The organism is Bowmanella denitrificans, assembly GCF_002887595.1.
Lineage (GTDB): Bacteria > Pseudomonadota > Gammaproteobacteria > Enterobacterales > Alteromonadaceae > Bowmanella > Bowmanella denitrificans.
Window position 1 is genome coordinate 88,636 of record NZ_PEBU01000007.1, and the last position, 16,694, is coordinate 105,329.

Below are 16,694 nucleotides of genomic sequence, written 5' to 3' on the forward strand. Positions count from 1 at the left end.
GTGGCGGGCTAAAAAATTGATGAAACCGACAGGTCGCCGTTATTCAGCCTGTCGGTAACGCCAAACGAAAGAGTAGTTACTGTGCTGACTCATCAGCAAAAATAGCGACTTGTACCTTACCATTTACATCCACACTGGCCCGGTACATTCCCTGCGTGTTAAACGGCATACTGATTTCGCCCTGATTATCCACCAGGATAACGCCACCGCTGCCGCCGGCATTTTTCAGCACATTGTGGATAACAGACTGCGCCGCCACTTTGGCGGGAATATTCAAATACTGGCTTCTGGCACAAATATCTGCAGCCACATTGTAACGGATAAAATATTCGCCATGACCGGTGGAGGATACGGCGCAGCTTTGATTGTCAGCAAAGGTTCCGGCCCCAATAATAGGAGAATCTCCAATTCTTCCCCAGCGTTTCGCGGTCATGCCGCCGGTGGACGTGGCTGCCGCCAGGTTGCCTTGTTTATCCAATGCCACCGCACCCACCGTACCAAACTTGTAATCCAGCATATCCGGGCGGGAAAAAGCAGTCTTATCCTGTTTCAGGGTTTCTTTGGCTTTGTCCAGTTGCTGGCGCCTGGCATCGGAGTCGAAATAGCTATTTTCCACTTTCTCCAATCCCTGGGTGTCAGCGAAATCTTCTGCTCCCTGGCCACTTAAAATGACATGATGGGATTTTTCCATCACCGCCCGAGCCAGAGCAATAGGGCTCTTAACGGTTTTCACCCCAGCCACTGCACCAGCAGCACGGGTTTTCCCTTCCATAATCGAGGCATCCAGTTCGTGCTCACCGTTATAGGTATACACCGATCCCCGGCCGGCATTAAATAGCGGTGAGTCTTCCAGTATCTGCACAGATGCCACCACGGCATCCAGGCTGGACGCGCCATTTTGCAAGAGTGCATAACCAGCCGTCACCGCCTCTTCCAGCTTCGCCCGATACTGTTGTTCACGTTCTGGGGTTAATTGGGCTTTACTGATGGTGCCTGCACCACCATGAATGGCAATAGCTATGGGAGAATGGTCCTGGGCCTGGGTAGATAATGTCATGGCGGTTAAACTCAGCAAGATGGCGAGATTGCGCTTCATATAGGGTGTCCTGTCGTTATTGTATATTGACCAAACAGTTTGTTGGAGCAGCGAGCCTAACAGAATTTTTTCCGATAGGCTTGTCGGCCGTCCCTACAATAGCAGTCTTTAACGAATGCCATGCCAGGGGCAATAACTTAAACCTTGTAAGCTCTCAAATTTTCAGGCACCCATTTATAGTCAATAAATGGTTGTGGATAGCCGTTCCTTCATTAGTATCAGTACGCCGATATCTATCCAGTATAAACGGCTAATCAGTTGAGTTTCGGCTAATAATCTGCTGAGATTCATGCCATCTACTCAACTGGCTATTGGAAGGTTATTGTTTGTCCGGTTCGACTATTTTTTGGCACGACTACGAGACCTGGGGTGCCAACCCACAGAAAGATCATCCCGCTCAGTTTGCCGGAATACGCACGGATCTGGAGTTAAACCCCATAGGCAAGCCAGTCAAACTGTACTGTCAGATCCCCAGTGATTACCTGCCCCATCCACAGGCCTGCCTGATTACCGGGATTACACCGCAGCTCACACTGCGCGATGGTTTACCGGAATCCCAGTTTATGGCCCGGATCCATCAGGAATTCAGTCAGCCGAACACTTGTGTGGCAGGCTATAACAGCATTCGCTTTGACGACGAAGTCACCCGTTACAGCCTGTACCGTAATTTTTACGATCCCTATGCGCGAGAATGGCAACAGGGTAATAGTCGCTGGGACATTATCGATATGGTTCGGGCCTGCTACGCCCTGCGCCCGGATGGTATCAATTGGCCGGAAAAAGAGGATGGCACGCCAAGTTTCCGGCTCGAGGATCTGACCCAGGCAAACGGTATCAGCCATGAATCCGCCCACGATGCCATGTCCGATGTATATGCGACTATTGCGCTGGCAAAACTGGTAAAAGAAAAGCAGCCCAAACTTTATAATTATCTGTTTGATTTGCGTAACAAGAAGAAAGTCCAGGCACACCTAGACTGCTATCGTATGACCCCGGTAGTGCATATCTCTTCCAAGCTCCCGGCGCATCAGGGTTGCTGCACTTGGGTGGCACCAGTTTGTCAGCATCCGGTTAATCGCAATGCAGTGGTGGTATTGAATCTGGCACTCGACCCAACCCCTCTGGCCGAGCTGAACAGTGAGCAACTGCGTGAAAAACTTTATCAAAGCTCGAGTATGCTGGAAGAAGGCGAACAGCGCCTGCCGATAAAGCTGATTCACCTAAACAAGTGCCCGGTGGTGGCACCGGCTAAAACCCTGAGCCCGGAAAACGCCGAACGCCTGGGTATTGACCGTGACGCGTGCCTGCAAAACCTGGAGCGTATTCGCGCTATTCCCAACCTGGTACAAAAACTCCAGGAATTGTTTGACACTTCAAGCCCACAGGATGCACAGGATCCAGATTACGCGCTGTATAGCGGGGGCTTTTTATCAGATGCAGATCGCGCCCGTTGCGATCAGGTCAGGCAAGCCAACGCCGATCAGTTGGCCGCGCTGGACTGGCAGTTTGATGACCCAAGGCTTAAAACATTGCTGTTTCGCTACCGGGCAAGAAACTTTCCGGCCAGTCTGAGTGCCGATGAAGTACAAAAATGGCAGGAGCATCGCCGCACAAAATTACTGGATAACGCAGCACAAGCCAGTATCCATATGGAAGAATACCTGCAGGAGCTGGAAAAATTAGGGCAACAATATCAACAGGACAGTAACAAGCTGGCAATTTTACGCGCCCTGTATCAATATGCGCAGAGCATTTAGCATCCAGTAGCAGACAGCGCCAGTAAGATATGGTAAATGTTAATTTATTGTTGTCGATAACAAGGCAATGGCATTAACAGGGTGGAAGTATGAAGGGTATAACCCTAGTCCTGGAAGACAGTGGCAAATTTCTCAGGCTGAATGTTCACACCGAACAAGTGGACAGTAGTCCCGACGCCAAGCAGTTGATTCAACTGATTAAAGACAGTGAGCATGGCAAGTTGTTTGTACTGGAAGATACCCTGGTTAAGATTCAGCAGGATATCCACAAAGCTAAAGAAAACAACAGCCACCGGGAAATCAATGAGCGAGTGGCCGAGCGTCGCGATGCCGAAGTAAAATTCAAACTCCTTGATTCTGATATGCTGGCTGAGCTCAGCCTGACCAGCGCCTGCGGCGGTGCCAACCCTAATTACCCGCAGTTATTGAAGATGGCCCGTAACGCCGATATTAAACGCGGCCTGTCGAGAAAACGCCTGAAAATAGCCTTGCAGTTAGCCGCCACAGAGCCCCCTGGCACACAAATAAAAGAAGTGGTCGCCAAAGGTTTACCCATGCGACCTGGCCGCAATTCCAGAATGTTACCCCTGGTTCCGAATGCCCTTGAACGCATTTTACGTCCACAGGAAATCAGTGTATCCAGAGTGGATATGCGCGATTTGGGCGATGTTATCTGTGTAAAAGCCGGTACGCCGTTGTTGCGCCGCACTCCGCCAAGCCAGGGCCGCACTGGCTTTACGGTCAGGGGCGAGAGTTTGCAGCCGACGCCAGGTGAATGGCAACCCCTAAAGCCTGGCAGCGGCACTATGGTCAGCCCGGACGATGAAAATCTGTTGCTGGCTGAAATCGCTGGCATGCCCAAGTTTAACCAGGGTGATATGTGGGTAGATGAAACCTTTGTGTGCAAGGGTGTAAACGTCGGCACTGGTAATGTCAATTATGACGGCGCAGTCATCGTCAACGGGGATGTTACCGAAAAGATGATCATTACCGCTGCCGGTGATGTCACCATTAACGGCTTTGTTGAGTCCGCCATTATCCAGGCTGGCGGCGATATCATTATCACACAAGGTGCGATGGGCAAGCAGAGTGAAAATGGCAGAAATGAATACAGCACCAAGCTCTCTGCGCAAGGCAGTATTCATGTGCAACACGGCCAGGGTTTAGATATTACCTGTAACGGCAATGTGACGGTGGGTAAACAGTTGGCCCACAGCCTGATCGTCTGTCGGGGCAGTGTTACGGTAGGCCCTATTGATAATCCCAACGGCAATCTGTTTGGCTGCGAAATCCAGTGTCAGGGACCAATCCAGGCAGGTACTATTGGCGCGGTCTCCGGCTCTAATCTGTTTGTGGATTACAGCGAGGGTTTTAATTTTCTGGTTGAACGCATCGATGTAATGGATGAGATGCTTAAACAGATACAAGACAATTACTATCGTCATAAAGGCCGGATGGAGATAATAAAAAAGAAGCGCTTGCCCAGTGATCTCGCCAGGAAAGTCAATATGGCGGTAAAACTGTATAAAAGTGAAGAGCAGTTACTGGCTTGGGTCACCAAGAAAGTGGAAGAATTGCGCAAGGCAAAAGAGCAATATCAAAATATTATTGGTATGTCCGCCAGCAAAAAGCTGCACGCAGGGGTTATCGTCAAACTGAATAACCGCACCTGGAAGGCCGACCGCGATTATTCACGCGGTCGGGTGCATTATTTTGAGCACCAATGGCATTTTGAGCCCAAATAACGATTAGCGTTTTAACCTGGCCAATAAACTGGATGTATCCCAGCGATTACCGCCCATGGCCTGCACGTCGGCATAGAACTGATCAACCAGCGCGGTAACCGGCAAGGTCACGCCAAGCTCCCGGCCTTGTTGCAGGGCAATGCCTAAGTCCTTACGCATCCAATCCACAGCAAAACCAAAATCGTATTCACCTGCCAGCATGGTCTTATGGCGGTTTTCCATTTGCCAGGACTGCGCGGCACCTTTGCTGATCACCTCAACCACGGCCTCACAATCCAGTCCGGCCTGCTGCCCAAAATTCATGGCTTCTGCCAGTCCTTGGACCACACCAGCGATACAGATTTGGTTCATCATTTTCGCCAGTTGTCCGGTTCCGCAATCGCCCAGCAACCGACAAAAACGCGCATAGCTTTGCATCACCGGCTCGGCTTTTTGGTAGGCCGCTTGCTTGCCCCCGACCATAATAGTTAACTGACCATTTTCAGCACCGGCCTGCCCGCCAGATACTGGTGCATCTAAAAAGCCCACCTGCTTTTCGGCACATAGAGCTTCCAGTTCGCGCGCCACGCTGGCTGATGCGGTGGTGTGATCTACCAATACTGTATTAGCCTGCATGCCAGCCAACGCACCATGTTCACCCAGCACCACGCTGCGCAGATCATCATCATTCCCCACACAAACAAACACCAGTTGCGCATCAGAAGCAGCTTGTTTAGGGGTGTCGGCCAGGGTGCCCTGATATTGCTTTACCCATTCCCCGGCTTTTTGCCGGGTTCGGTTGTATACACAGACATCGAAACCTGCCTTTTGCAAATGTCCGGCCATGGGATAGCCCATCACCCCCAATCCGATAAAACTCACCTTCATGAAAACAGCCCTTTTGTTGCTTGGCGAAACTAACATTTTATGCTGACATAGCTCAGGCCCATGGCAGATTATCCTCAGGAGAACTCATGACAACGTCAGTGCATGATTTTGACATGCAACTAAGCAACGGCCAAACGCAAAAGCTGTCCGATTATCGCGGTAAGGTGCTACTTATCGTTAATACTGCCAGCCAATGTGGATTCACCCCGCAGTATGCCGGATTACAACACCTTTACCAGCAACTTGGACCTGAGGGTTTTGAGATCCTGGCGTTTCCATGCAACCAGTTTGGACAGCAGGAGCCAGGCTCTAATACGGATATTCAACAATTCTGTGACCTGAAGTTTAATGTCAGTTTTCCCCTGTTTGCTAAAGTGGAGGTCAATGGTCAGCATGCCGCTCCGCTGTATCAATATTTAAAAGACCAGGCTCCGGGGATCTTAGGTAGTAAAAGTATTAAGTGGAATTTCACTAAGTTTCTGGTGGATAAGCAGGGCAAGGTAGTAAAACGCTACGCCAGTACCACTAAACCAGACGCCATGCGGGCTGATATTCAAGCGCTGCTATCAAAGTGAATAAATAAGGAGATTTTATGCAAGTTGCCGTGTTTAGTGCCAAGGCCTATGACGAACAGTACTTAAACCAGGCCAGAGGCGACATATCACTAACCTTTATCGAATCCCGGTTGAATAAGCAAACCGTCAGTCTGGCAAAGGGCTTTGACGCGGTCTGTGTGTTTGTTAATGATCAGTTGGATAAAGAGGTTCTGAGCGCCCTGCATTCACAAGGTGTACGGCATATTGCCCTGCGCTGTGCTGGTTTTAATAATGTCGATTTAGACAGTGCTAAGGCGCTGGGAATTGGGGTTTCCAGAGTTCCGGCCTACTCCCCGGAAGCAGTAGCAGAACATACCCTGGCCCTGGTCCTTACCCTTAACCGTAAGTTACACAAGGCCTATAACCGTATCAAAGAAGGCAATTTCTCTTTGGACGGCCTATTGGGCTTTAATCTGCATGGCAAAACGATTGGCCTGATCGGCACAGGGCGTATAGGTATCGCTACTGCCAGACTGTTTCATGGGTTTGGCTGCCAGTTGCTATGCCACGACCCTTACCCCAGTGCGGAAGTTATACAGCTTGGCGGGCAATATGTTGCTATGGATGAATTATGTGAGCGAGCAGATATTATCAGCCTGCATTGTCCGCTGACCCCGGATACCCGTCACCTGATAGATGCCAAGCGGCTGGCCAAAATGAAAAACGGTGTGATGCTGATCAACACATCCAGAGGCGCCTTAGTGGACACGCAGGCGGTGATCCAGGCGCTGAAAAGCCAGAAAATTGGTTTTCTGGGCCTGGACGTGTATGAAATGGAGGGGGATTTGTTCTTTGAAGATCTGTCTAATCAGATTATTCAGGATGACGTCTTCCAGCGCTTGTGCACCTTTCCCAATGTGCTGATCACTGGTCATCAGGGCTTTTTTACCCAGGAAGCCTTGTGTCAGATTGCCGCGGTGACACTGAACAATTTGCGCCTGGCCGGGCAAGGTAAAAGTGACGATCTTACCCGCCTGGCTTGATGGCTATCAAATGGAAGTAACGACCAAGCCATAAATACGGATGACGGGTGCCGTATTCCAGTTCTTTGGCTTTAATCTGCTCATAGTGACTGGTTTGAATGCTTTTATCCCGCACATAGTCGTGGAAACAACGAATCCCGGCTTTGTGCACCACCTGCAAGCCGCTGGCTTGCAGGAAGTCCAGCACCTGGCTGGGGCACACCGCATTATTGGGATTCAGGCGCACACGGTTAGGTACAACAAAATCCTTATCAATATAGTCAAAGTTGCCATAAATCAGATTACTGAATACGTGCGCGTCGCGATTAAAAAAGCTCAGAGACAATTGGCCGCCCGGAGCCAGATTTTGCAGCAGCGAATCCAATGCATCCAAAGGACGACTCAGCCATTCCAGAACCGCATGACAAAGCACTAACTCAAACTCGCCCAGTTCTGTTAGTGCCTGCAACGGCCCGCAGTGGTAGGAAACCTGCGGGTAATTGGCCAGCTTTTGCCTGGCAATAGCCAGGGCATCTTCTGAGACGTCATTCAGTGTTACCTGATGGCCTAGCTCAGCCAGAGTCTGGGTCATGACCCCGGTACCGCCACCGGCATCCAGCACCCGCACCGGTGTTTTTGGCAAATGTTGGTGCAGATAATGCTCTAGCAATTCATGGCGCAACCGACCTTTGGTGGTGCCATAGATATTTTTCTCAAACTTTTCGGCGATGCGATCAAAACTTTGATCCTGGCTGTACTGTTTATGCATCCGTCTTACCTCAGGCCGGATTGGCTATATCAATAAAGCGCACCTGCAAACCCAGTTCAGCCGCCAGATGCTCTCCCAGCGCTTTGGCACCATATCGTTCCGTGGCGTGGTGACCGGCAGCAAAAAAGGCGATTCCACACTCCCGTGCCACGTGAATGGTCTGCTCAGACACCTCACCGGTGATAAATGCGTCGATGCCCTGCTCTGCTGCCATATCAATAAAGCTCTGTCCGCCACCAGTACACCAGGCCACGGTGTTAATGGGCTTGTTGCTGGCTTCTACCAGGGGTTTTCGGCCCAGCCTCTCTTCAATCCGGCTGGCTAATGTTTGTGCATCCAACGCTTGCGCAAAACGGCCCCGCATCGCAACAGACTGAGGATTATTTATCTCTAAAGCACCTTCCACCTGAATCTCCAGCAATTGTGCAAGCTGCGCGTTGTTGCCCAGTTCAGGATGAATATCCAATGGCAGATGATAGGCAAGCAGGTTGATATCGGCTTTTAGTAAGGTTGCCAGACGCTGCCTTCGCATGCCACGAATGGTGGCATCTTCACCGCGCCAGAAATAGCCATGATGCACAATAATCGCATCGGCATTCTCTTCAACGGCGGCATCCAGCAGGGCCTGACTGGCCGTCACACCAGTGACCACCCGGGTTATCTGTTCGCAACCCTCAACCTGCAATCCATTCGGGCAGTAATCCTTAATTCGCGCCGGGCTGAGCAATTGGTCAAGATAATCGATGAGCTGTTGTCTGCTGATAGTCATGAATCGCCTGTTTTTGTAACAAAAGGGTTGAAAATTAGACATTAAATAGCAAAGAAGGTATAACAATGCATTCTGCTGTTTTAAGTGCCCAAAAGCACTAAGTTTAATGTATTGGGAGAGTCCCCGAGTATGAGTAAGTTGGATAAAGACGAGATTATCGCCAAATTCACTGAAGCCTACCAGGCCGCCCATGGCAAGGCTCCGGTAATTGAGGCCAAAGGTGGGTGGTACTCCGTTGATGGTGGTAAGAACCTGCGCCTGGCACAACTGGAAGAAATGATCGGCGAATTAGGTGGTGCCAAGGCAGCCCCCGCAGCCAAGACCGAGAAAAAGGCCACTTCCACAGCCAAGCCTGCCGCCAAAAAGCCTGCAGCGACCAAAGCCAAGGCCAAACAATCCTCTTTTAACGTTAAGGCCTATTGGGCAGAGCAACTGGCGGCCAAAGACCATTTGTGCCGCGAACCACGTTAATTGGCCAAAGCCAAGGTTTAAAAAAGCGACCATCAGGTCGCTTTTTTGTGCATATCTAAAAATTGTCCGAACCTTTCCTTAGTGCTGCTTACCGCTTGTTTATGCTCCACTATGGGGGGTGGATAGTTGAGAGACGATGCAGCTTGCCATTTCTGTGGCTCATGCAGATATCTCTTAGGTACCGTCTTGAGTTCTGGCAACCACTGCAGCAGAAACTCGCCGTCCGGATCATAGCGTTGTCCCTGGGTGGTGGGATTAAAGATCCTGAAATAAGGGGCTGCATCAGTGCCCACTGAAGCACTCCACTGCCACCCACCGTTATTTGAGGCAAAATCTCCGTCGATTAACCTCGACATAAAATACTCCTCACCCCAGCGCCATGGCAGCAGCAGATGTTTACATAGAAAGCTTGCCACAATCATACGTAACCTGTTGTGCATCCAGCCTGTGGTATTTAAACAGCGCATGGCCGCATCCACTATGGGGTAACCGGTTTGCCCCTGACACCAGGCGTCAAATAAATTCCGGTCATCACACCAATTGAAGGCATCATACTTTTCGATAAAGCAGCGATGCATGCACAGATGTGGAAAATGAAACATCACATAGCGGTAAAAATCACGCCAGGCCAGTTCACGCAACCATACATGTGCGCCCCCCGAACCATCCAGCATGGTCTCGCCAAACCGAATCAGCATGCTGTGCGCCAGTTGTCTTGGTGCCACCGCCCCGATACTTAAATAGGGCGACAAGCCACTAGTGCCATGCTGTGCGGGGAAATCCCGGCTTTGCGCATAACTGCTGACAGCGTCGGTCAGAAAATCATCTATTTTTTCATCAAGTGCACTTGATGCAGCGGGCCATCCCGACTCATCCGCATTTTGCATATAGCGCTGGATACTGTTGTCTGAGTCAAGAAGTGCATCGGGCAACGAGAGGGTAAGCTGCACAGCTTGCCAGGGCTGGCTGTGCGGCAGACCGTCTCTTAGGTGTGCCAGCCATTGATTAAAATAAGGGGTAAAAACCTTGTAGGGTTTACCTTCTTTATTCAACAGTTGATCGGGCCGCACCATGCAGGTGTCATGAAAAATGCCGGTAACAATCCCCTGCTCAGCCAGTAAGGCTTTAACTTTCTGGTCACGGCGCCGTTCATCCAGTTCATATTCAGCATTGAGATACAGATGTGTTATACGCTGCTCGGTGCATATAGCCTTTAATTTTTCAGGAATCGCTGCAAAATCAGCGACCTGCATGATATTAAGACACACACCTTTATCGGCCAGTTCCTGCTTTAGCTGCAACAGCCTACGTACTAACAAGTCAAGCTTTATCGGTGCCAAACCGTAGTGTTGCCACTGCTGTGGCGTGATAAAAAATACCGCCGTCACTGTCTGGTGATTAGCCACTGCGTAAGTTAAAGGACTATGCCAGACGCCGCGTAGATCACTGCGAAACCATACTAATGCACTCAAAAATCAGGCCCTCAATCCCAATTCCTGCGGATAGGGAGAAAAATACGATTGCTGCGCTAAATAGTCGTTAGGAAAGTGACGTAAATGATGCTTAAGCAAGGTAATGGGGGCCATCAACGGCAGTTGGCCTAACCTGAAGTGTTCAATTTGCTCGGTGAGTTCCCGCTTGTCAGCCGGTTTGAGATGACGTTTAAAGTACCCCTGCATATGCATCAGTACATTGGTATGTTTGCGCCGGTTGGTTGGTTTGGACAAGGCTTTCATAATCAGCGCCAGGTAGGCTTCTGCCGTTGTATGCTCAGCGCCTTTTGCCTTGGCCACTAATCTGCCTAATGCTTGATAAAGCTGCGGATTATAGGCCATCACCAATAGTTTATGCCGACTGTGAAAGGTCACCAGTCCATGCACACTGGGATTGTTCATCACCTTATCGCGAAATTCCTGATACACAAAGACCCGGGTGATGAAACTTTCCCTTAAACCTGCATCATTCAGTCGCCCATCCTCTTCCATGGGCAGATGCGGAAAATGCTTGTGCAGTAGCTGCACGAACAATCCCTGCCCCTGGCGGTGCAATAACTGGCCGTTCTCATCGTAGACTTTAATGCGTTCCATACCACAACTGGGGCTTTTGGCCGCCAGAATATAGCCATCCAATTTTTCCAGCTTAGGTAATTGCTGAATAAAGAAAGATTGCAGTGCCTCGGTATGATCAAGCATGCCATTGCGGGAATCGGTAAGATGCAGGCCATCCGCCATCTCGCGCAAATGTATAGTCGGCCTTGGTACTGGCAGACCAATGCCGACTTCGGGGCAAATTGGTTGAAAGATGACATGAGCATGTAGCTGACGGGTTACAAAGGTACTTTGCTTATGACCACCGTCATACCTCACTTTGTCACCCATCACACATGCGCTTACGCCAATTCGGGGCATGGTTTAACCTCGTTGATTACATACCCCTAGTACTACGCTAGATTAGCGGTTTGGGATCAATGGCTATTTAGCGCGTTTTTTCCTGTTACTGCGCCGCCCGGCAATGATTTGATCCCGGTTAACCATAATCAGATGTTCCCCCAGATCTTCTCCCCCAATCTGATAACTGTCAGGGTTAATCTGGCGCAATACTTTGGCTTTGCGTCCCTGATAGGGGCCGCGTTTAATATACACACAGCGTCCAAGTAAACTGGCTGGCGGGCTGGGTAAATCGACCTGAGCTTTAGGTAGTGGCATGCGAACCTCATACAAAAATCACTATTCGGATGCCGCCCCTGACAACTCAGGTTCAACAACATCCAGTTCAAATTGCAATTCGCATTTGTCTGGGACCAGACAAAAAGGAGTGGCTGCACTGCGATTAATTTTAATCTAAACCGACAAAAACCACAGGCCAATTGGATATGCATTCACATATCCTGATATATCAATCCATACCTATGACGGCATAAAAAAACGCAGGAGTTACCCTGCGTTCTTCCTGTCATCAGTCCAGCGGTTTGGAATGCTCAACCCGACTTTTAAGCTTCTGCCCGGGTCTGAAAGTCACTACACGCCTGGCTTTGATCGGAATATCTTCACCAGTCTTGGGGTTTCGCCCGGGACGCTCATTTTTCTGGCGCAGATCAAAGTTGCCGAAACCGGACAACTTCACCTGTTCACCTGATTCGAGAGCTTCCCTGACCTCTTCGAAGAAGGCTTCCACCATATCTTTTGCGTCGCGTTTATTGATGCCCAGCTTTTCGAACAAATGTTCAGCCATATCGGCTTTGGTCAGCGCCATAAACTCAATCCCTCAGAGATGCCTCAAATTGCTCTGACAACGCGGCCAGAATTTTCTCTACCACAGCTTGAATCTCGTGCTCTTCAAGGGTTCTCGCTGGGTCCTGCAGTATTAAGGAAATCGCCAGGCTCTTATACCCATCCGCAATGCCCTTTCCTCTGTAGAGGTCAAACAAGTTTAGGCCAACTAGCTGATTTCCACCAAATTTTTCTATGCAAGCAAGTATGTCAGCGACAGTATGGCTGTCCTTCACCAGCAATGCAATATCCCTGCGATTGGCAGGATAGCGGGAAATCTCCCTGGCCTGGGGTAAACGACGCTCACTCAGCGCGTCTAATTCAAGCTCAAACACATAGGTACGGCCATTCAGTTTAAGCTCTTTTTCAAACTGTGGATGCACCGCCCCAAGCAGTCCCACTTGCTTGCCATTGCGCAAAACGGCTGCAGCCTGACCAGGGTGCAAAGCGCTGTGTTCAATAGCCTGGAAGCTAAATTCCTGTGGCGCTGCAGTGGTGGCGATCAAGGCTTCCACTGCGGCCTTGGCATCGAAGAAGTCAACCGCGGTAGTCTCCATATCCCAATGTTCTGCCTGTCGCTGGCCTGCCAGTACACCACCTATTACCGGCTGTTGTGACACACCAGCCGCTTCGCTGGCATCAGGCAAAAAACGCAAACCGGTTTCAAACAGCGCAATCTGGCTTTGCTGACGTTTCTGGTTATAAGAAACCGCCTGCAGCAAGCCTGGCCACAGGCTTAGCCGCATGGATGACATCTCAACCGAGATGGGATGCGGCAGTTCCAAGGCATCAAAGTCAGGGAACAGACTTTTTTGTACCTTCGGGTCAACAAACGAATAAGTAATGGCTTCCTGGAAACCCAGGCTGACCAAACGCTGCTTCATCAACATCAGTGGCGTGGATTGTTCACGATGACTGGACATTTCCAACCGCCCGATGGGCGACGCCGAAGGAATATTGTGATAGCCATAAACCCTGGCCACTTCTTCAATTAAATCCTCGGCAATAGCGATATCAAAGCGGTAGCTGGGCACATCCACTGTCCAGGTATCGTTAGCATAAGTGACATCAAGACCCAGTCGCTGGAAAATATCTGTGACTTTATCGCTATCGATATGAATACCAATCAAGCGATCCAATCGGTTCCGATGCAGTTCAACGCGCTTATCGGTGGGCAAGTCTGCCTGACTGACCGCTTCGACCACGGGGCCAGGTTGACCGCCGACGATAGACAAAAGGAGTGCCGTGGCCCGCTCCATCGCATCACGCTGCAACTTATAATCCACCCCACGCTCATAACGGTGCGACGCATCAGTGTGCAGACCATACTGGCGAGCCCGCCCTTTGATGGCTTCCGGGGTAAAAAACGCACTTTCCAAAAAGATATGCTTGGTCGAAGCGGTAACGCCAGAGGCTTTACCACCAAAAATACCGCCCATGGCCAGGGCTTTTTGTTCATCGGCAATCAATAATGTGTTTGACGCCAGTTCAACTTCTTCGCCATCCAGTAATACCAGCTTTTCTTTATCGTCGGCCAGCCTGACATGCACGTCACCTTGCAGAACATCATTGTCAAAAGCGTGCATTGGGTGGCCCAGTTCCAACAATACATAGTTGGTCACATCCACCACCGGGTCAATGCTGCGCACACCGCTACGGCGTAAACGCTCTTTCATCCAGGTTGGGGTTTTGGCCTGCATGTTGACGTTTTCAATCACCCGGCCAAGATAGCGAGGACAGGCCTGCGGTGCGTCCAGCACGATATTGCGACTAACATCAGTCGTTGCTTCAACCGGGTTGATGGCGAGGCTGTTTACCGCCAGTTGGTTTAACACCCCCACTTCACGGGCCAGGCCTTTGATGCCCAGGCAGTCGGCACGATTCGGGGTTAAATCCACTTCGACAGTGACATCGTCAAGCTGCAGATAATCACGAATATCCTGGCCGATTGGTGCATCGAGTGGCAGCTCAATAATGCCATCGTGGTCTTCTGATAAACCCAGCTCTGACGCAGAACACAGCATGCCATGAGACGGTTGACCACGCAGTTTGGCTTTCTTAATCTTAAAATCGCCCGGCAGTACTGCACCAACCACAGCTACCGCTACCTTTAAGCCAAGACGGCAGTTGGGGGCACCGCAAACGATGTCTAATAATTCATCACCACCTACGCTAACTTTAGTTACGCGTAACTTGTCGGCATCAGGATGCTGGCCACATTCCACCACTTCCCCCACCAGTACACCACTGAAGTCTGGTGCTACGGCTTCCACACCATCGACTTCCAGGCCGGCCATGGATAACTGCTCAGACAACGCCTCGGTGGAAATAGCAGGGTTAACCCATTCTCTTAACCACTTTTCACTGAATTTCATGCTGCTATTTATTCCTAGTTAAACTGTTTCAAGAAACGCAGGTCGTTTTCGAAGAAAGCGCGCAGGTCATTGACCTCATAGCGACGCATAGTCAGGCGCTCAATCCCCATACCAAAGGCAAAACCTGTATATTCTTCAGGGTCAATATTGACAGCGCGCAGTACATTAGGATGCACCATACCGCAGCCGAGAACTTCCAGCCATTTGCCACTGCTGGTTCTCACGTCCATTTCAGCCGACGGCTCAGTAAAGGGAAAATAAGACGGACGGAAACGGACTTCCAGATCGGCTTCGAAGAAGTTACGCACAAAATCACTGAGGATGCCTTTTAAGTCGGCAAAACTGACATTTTTATCCACCATCAGCCCTTCAACCTGATGGAACATCGGGGTATGGGTTTGGTCGTAGTCATTACGATAGACCCGTCCTGGCGAAATGATCCTAAGTGGTGGCTTTTGCGCTTCCATGGTGCGTATTTGCACGCCGGACGTCTGAGTACGCAGCATCAAATCAGGATTGAAGTAAAAAGTGTCATGATTAGCCCTGGCCGGATGATCCGCAGGAATATTCAGGGCATCAAAATTATGAAAGCCATCTTCAATTTCCGGACCGGACTTAACCGAGAAACCCAACTCAGTAAAAAAGCTCTCGATACGTTCGATGGTGCGGCTGACCGGATGCAATCCACCGCTGGCCTTGCCGCGACCAGGCAGGGTCACATCCACACGCTCCTGAGCCAATTTCGCATCCAATTCCTGACGGCGCAGTAATTCAGAACGCGCATGGATCATCTGCTGAATCTGTTGTTTGGCTTTGTTGATTTGTTCACCGGCAGCAGGACGTTCCTCGGCAGACAATTTACCCAGGCCTTTCAGCAGCTCGGTCAATTTGCCTTTCTTACCCAGGAATTCGACCCTGACCTTATCCAGCTCGACCATATCGGTGGCATTTGCCACCAATGCTGCAGCCTCTTTGCTTATGGCTTCAAGATCCATGTTTTCCTCAATTTCAATGCATCTGGCTTTGCACCACAGCAATGTGCTGTGTACAAGAGAATAAAACCCCGAATTCTACACGAAAGTGTATTTTTACTGCTAGGTAAATGCCCTAAAAAGGGCTAAAAATAAGTAGGTTAAGCTCTGAATCAAAGCTTGAGTCGATTCATTTAGAATGTAAACAGGCACAGATAGGCAAATATAGCGGCTATGATAGGTTTAGCGAGAGCTTCAACCAGGCTGGAGGTTTTTTAACCAGGACGGACCTGATAGCCAGGTATATTCATGTACAATCCGGCCCGTTTGTGATCAGAGCACCCTTAGGTTTGTTCTGTGTTGTTCGCAATAAGCGCCTCATGGGCGCTAAACCGGGTAGTTTGTTGCCTGCAGGAAGCCTTCCATTCTTGCGGTATGAGTCCCGGTAACAGGAAGATCAGTTATCAGTATGAAAGTCTACACAGCACGGCAGGCAATTCTTAACCGACGGCAACAAACCGTGGCCTATGAGTTGTTTTTCCGCGACGGCATTGAAAATGTCTTTCCCCGCCATGTCAAACCTGACGTCGCCACCAGTCGGCTGGTTTTGAATCAGCACCTGAATCTGGGCTTTAAGACATTAAGCCGCAATAAAAAGGCCTTAATTAACTTTTCCCAGCAAAGCCTGCTGGATCAGACGCCGGCACTGTTACCCCCGGGTGATATTGTGATTGAGGTACTGGAGGATGTGGAACCCAGTGATGAGATCTACCAGGCCTGCCGGAACCTCTTCCATGCGGGTTACCGGTTTGCACTGGATGATTTTGTTTATCATCCGGACTGGGAGCGTTTTCTTAATTTCGCCAAGCTGATCAAATTCGATATTCGTCGCACCAGCTTTGCTGAAATCGCTAATATTTTGCCAACCCTGCGCCGTCGCAAAGGCGTGCGTTTCCTGGCGGAAAAAATTGAAAGCCACGAAGAGTTTGAACAAGCCAAGGATCTCGGCTTTGACTTTTTCCAGGGCTACTTTTTTTGCGTACCGGA

The 16,694-nt window shown here is 50.0% G+C and carries 15 protein-coding genes and 1 pseudogene; 6 read left to right on the plus strand and 10 right to left on the minus strand.

The annotated features are described in order from the left end of the window. Positions 1-76: 76 nt before the first annotated feature. Entirely contained in the window at positions 77-1,096 is a 1,020-nt protein-coding gene (locus CSR04_RS13920; RefSeq protein ID WP_102796911.1) for an isoaspartyl peptidase/L-asparaginase family protein, read from the minus strand. 326 nt (positions 1,097-1,422) lie between these two features. On the opposite strand from CSR04_RS13920, the gene sbcB reads away from it, so the two are divergent. Further along, a complete protein-coding gene (gene sbcB / locus CSR04_RS13925) occupies positions 1,423-2,853 on the plus strand; it encodes an exodeoxyribonuclease I (RefSeq protein ID WP_102796912.1) in 1,431 nt (476 codons plus the stop codon). 89 nt (positions 2,854-2,942) lie between these two features. Next, entirely contained in the window at positions 2,943-4,598 is a 1,656-nt protein-coding gene (locus CSR04_RS13930; RefSeq protein WP_102796913.1) for a flagellar assembly protein A, read from the plus strand. 3 nt (positions 4,599-4,601) lie between these two features. On the opposite strand, the gene CSR04_RS13935 is transcribed toward CSR04_RS13930, so the two are convergent. After that, positions 4,602-5,465 carry an NAD(P)-dependent oxidoreductase gene (locus CSR04_RS13935; RefSeq protein WP_245921619.1) on the minus strand — a complete coding sequence of 288 codons (864 nt, stop codon included), beginning with the start codon at positions 5,463-5,465 and terminating at the stop codon, positions 4,602-4,604. An 86-nt stretch (positions 5,466-5,551) separates the two neighbouring features. Here CSR04_RS13935 and CSR04_RS13940 point away from each other — a divergent pair, with 86 nt between their 5' ends. Both CSR04_RS13940 and CSR04_RS13945 read left to right on the plus strand, forming a co-directional pair. After that, positions 5,552-6,040, plus strand: a complete 489-nt coding sequence (locus CSR04_RS13940; RefSeq protein WP_102796915.1) for a glutathione peroxidase — start codon at positions 5,552-5,554, stop codon at positions 6,038-6,040. A gap of 17 nt (positions 6,041-6,057) precedes the next feature. Next, entirely contained in the window at positions 6,058-7,044 is a 987-nt protein-coding gene (locus CSR04_RS13945) for a 2-hydroxyacid dehydrogenase (protein WP_102796916.1), read from the plus strand. Here the strand turns inward: CSR04_RS13945 and CSR04_RS13950 are convergent. Next, the gene (locus CSR04_RS13950; protein WP_102796917.1) at positions 7,028-7,792 is read right to left on the minus strand and encodes a methyltransferase domain-containing protein; all 765 of its coding nucleotides are present in this window, start codon (positions 7,790-7,792) and stop codon (positions 7,028-7,030) included. The two genes, CSR04_RS13945 and CSR04_RS13950, sit on opposite strands and share 17 nt — an antisense overlap. 10 nt (positions 7,793-7,802) lie before the next feature. Further along, positions 7,803-8,561 carry a Nif3-like dinuclear metal center hexameric protein gene (locus tag CSR04_RS13955; RefSeq protein ID WP_102796918.1) on the minus strand — a complete coding sequence of 253 codons (759 nt, stop codon included), beginning with the start codon at positions 8,559-8,561 and terminating at the stop codon, positions 7,803-7,805. A gap of 129 nt (positions 8,562-8,690) precedes the next feature. Here CSR04_RS13955 and CSR04_RS13960 point away from each other — a divergent pair, with 129 nt between their 5' ends. Then, on the plus strand, positions 8,691-9,032 hold the full coding sequence (locus tag CSR04_RS13960) for a hypothetical protein (RefSeq protein WP_102796919.1): 342 nt from the start codon (positions 8,691-8,693) through the stop codon (positions 9,030-9,032). 32 nt (positions 9,033-9,064) lie between these two features. On the opposite strand, the gene phrB is transcribed toward CSR04_RS13960, so the two are convergent. The 6 genes from phrB to pheS form a co-directional block, all read right to left on the minus strand. Then, positions 9,065-10,504, minus strand: a complete 1,440-nt coding sequence (gene phrB, locus CSR04_RS13965) for a deoxyribodipyrimidine photo-lyase (RefSeq protein WP_102796920.1) — start codon at positions 10,502-10,504, stop codon at positions 9,065-9,067. 3 nt (positions 10,505-10,507) lie between these two features. Next, positions 10,508-11,440, minus strand: a complete 933-nt coding sequence (locus CSR04_RS13970; protein WP_102796921.1) for a YbgA family protein — start codon at positions 11,438-11,440, stop codon at positions 10,508-10,510. Positions 11,441-11,503: 63 nt separating this feature from the next. Further along, complete coding sequence (locus tag CSR04_RS13975) at positions 11,504-11,737, minus strand: DUF3912 family protein (protein WP_146027177.1); 234 nt, start codon at positions 11,735-11,737, stop codon at positions 11,504-11,506. A 250-nt stretch (positions 11,738-11,987) separates the two neighbouring features. Beyond that, positions 11,988-12,284 (minus strand): integration host factor subunit alpha, encoded by a 297-nt coding sequence (locus CSR04_RS13980; protein WP_102796923.1) that lies wholly within the window; start codon positions 12,282-12,284, stop codon positions 11,988-11,990. 4 nt (positions 12,285-12,288) lie between these two features. After that, positions 12,289-14,676, minus strand: coding sequence for a phenylalanine--tRNA ligase subunit beta (gene pheT, locus CSR04_RS13985; RefSeq protein ID WP_102796924.1), 2,388 nt, complete (start codon positions 14,674-14,676; stop codon positions 12,289-12,291). 14 nt (positions 14,677-14,690) lie between these two features. Then, positions 14,691-15,671, minus strand: coding sequence for a phenylalanine--tRNA ligase subunit alpha (gene pheS / locus CSR04_RS13990; RefSeq protein ID WP_102796925.1), 981 nt, complete (start codon positions 15,669-15,671; stop codon positions 14,691-14,693). 445 nt (positions 15,672-16,116) lie between these two features. On the opposite strand from pheS, the pseudogene CSR04_RS25520 reads away from it, so the two are divergent. After that, positions 16,117-16,629 (plus strand): annotated as a pseudogene (locus CSR04_RS25520) (EAL and HDOD domain-containing protein); the annotation flags it as partial. Positions 16,630-16,694 lie beyond the last annotated feature (65 nt).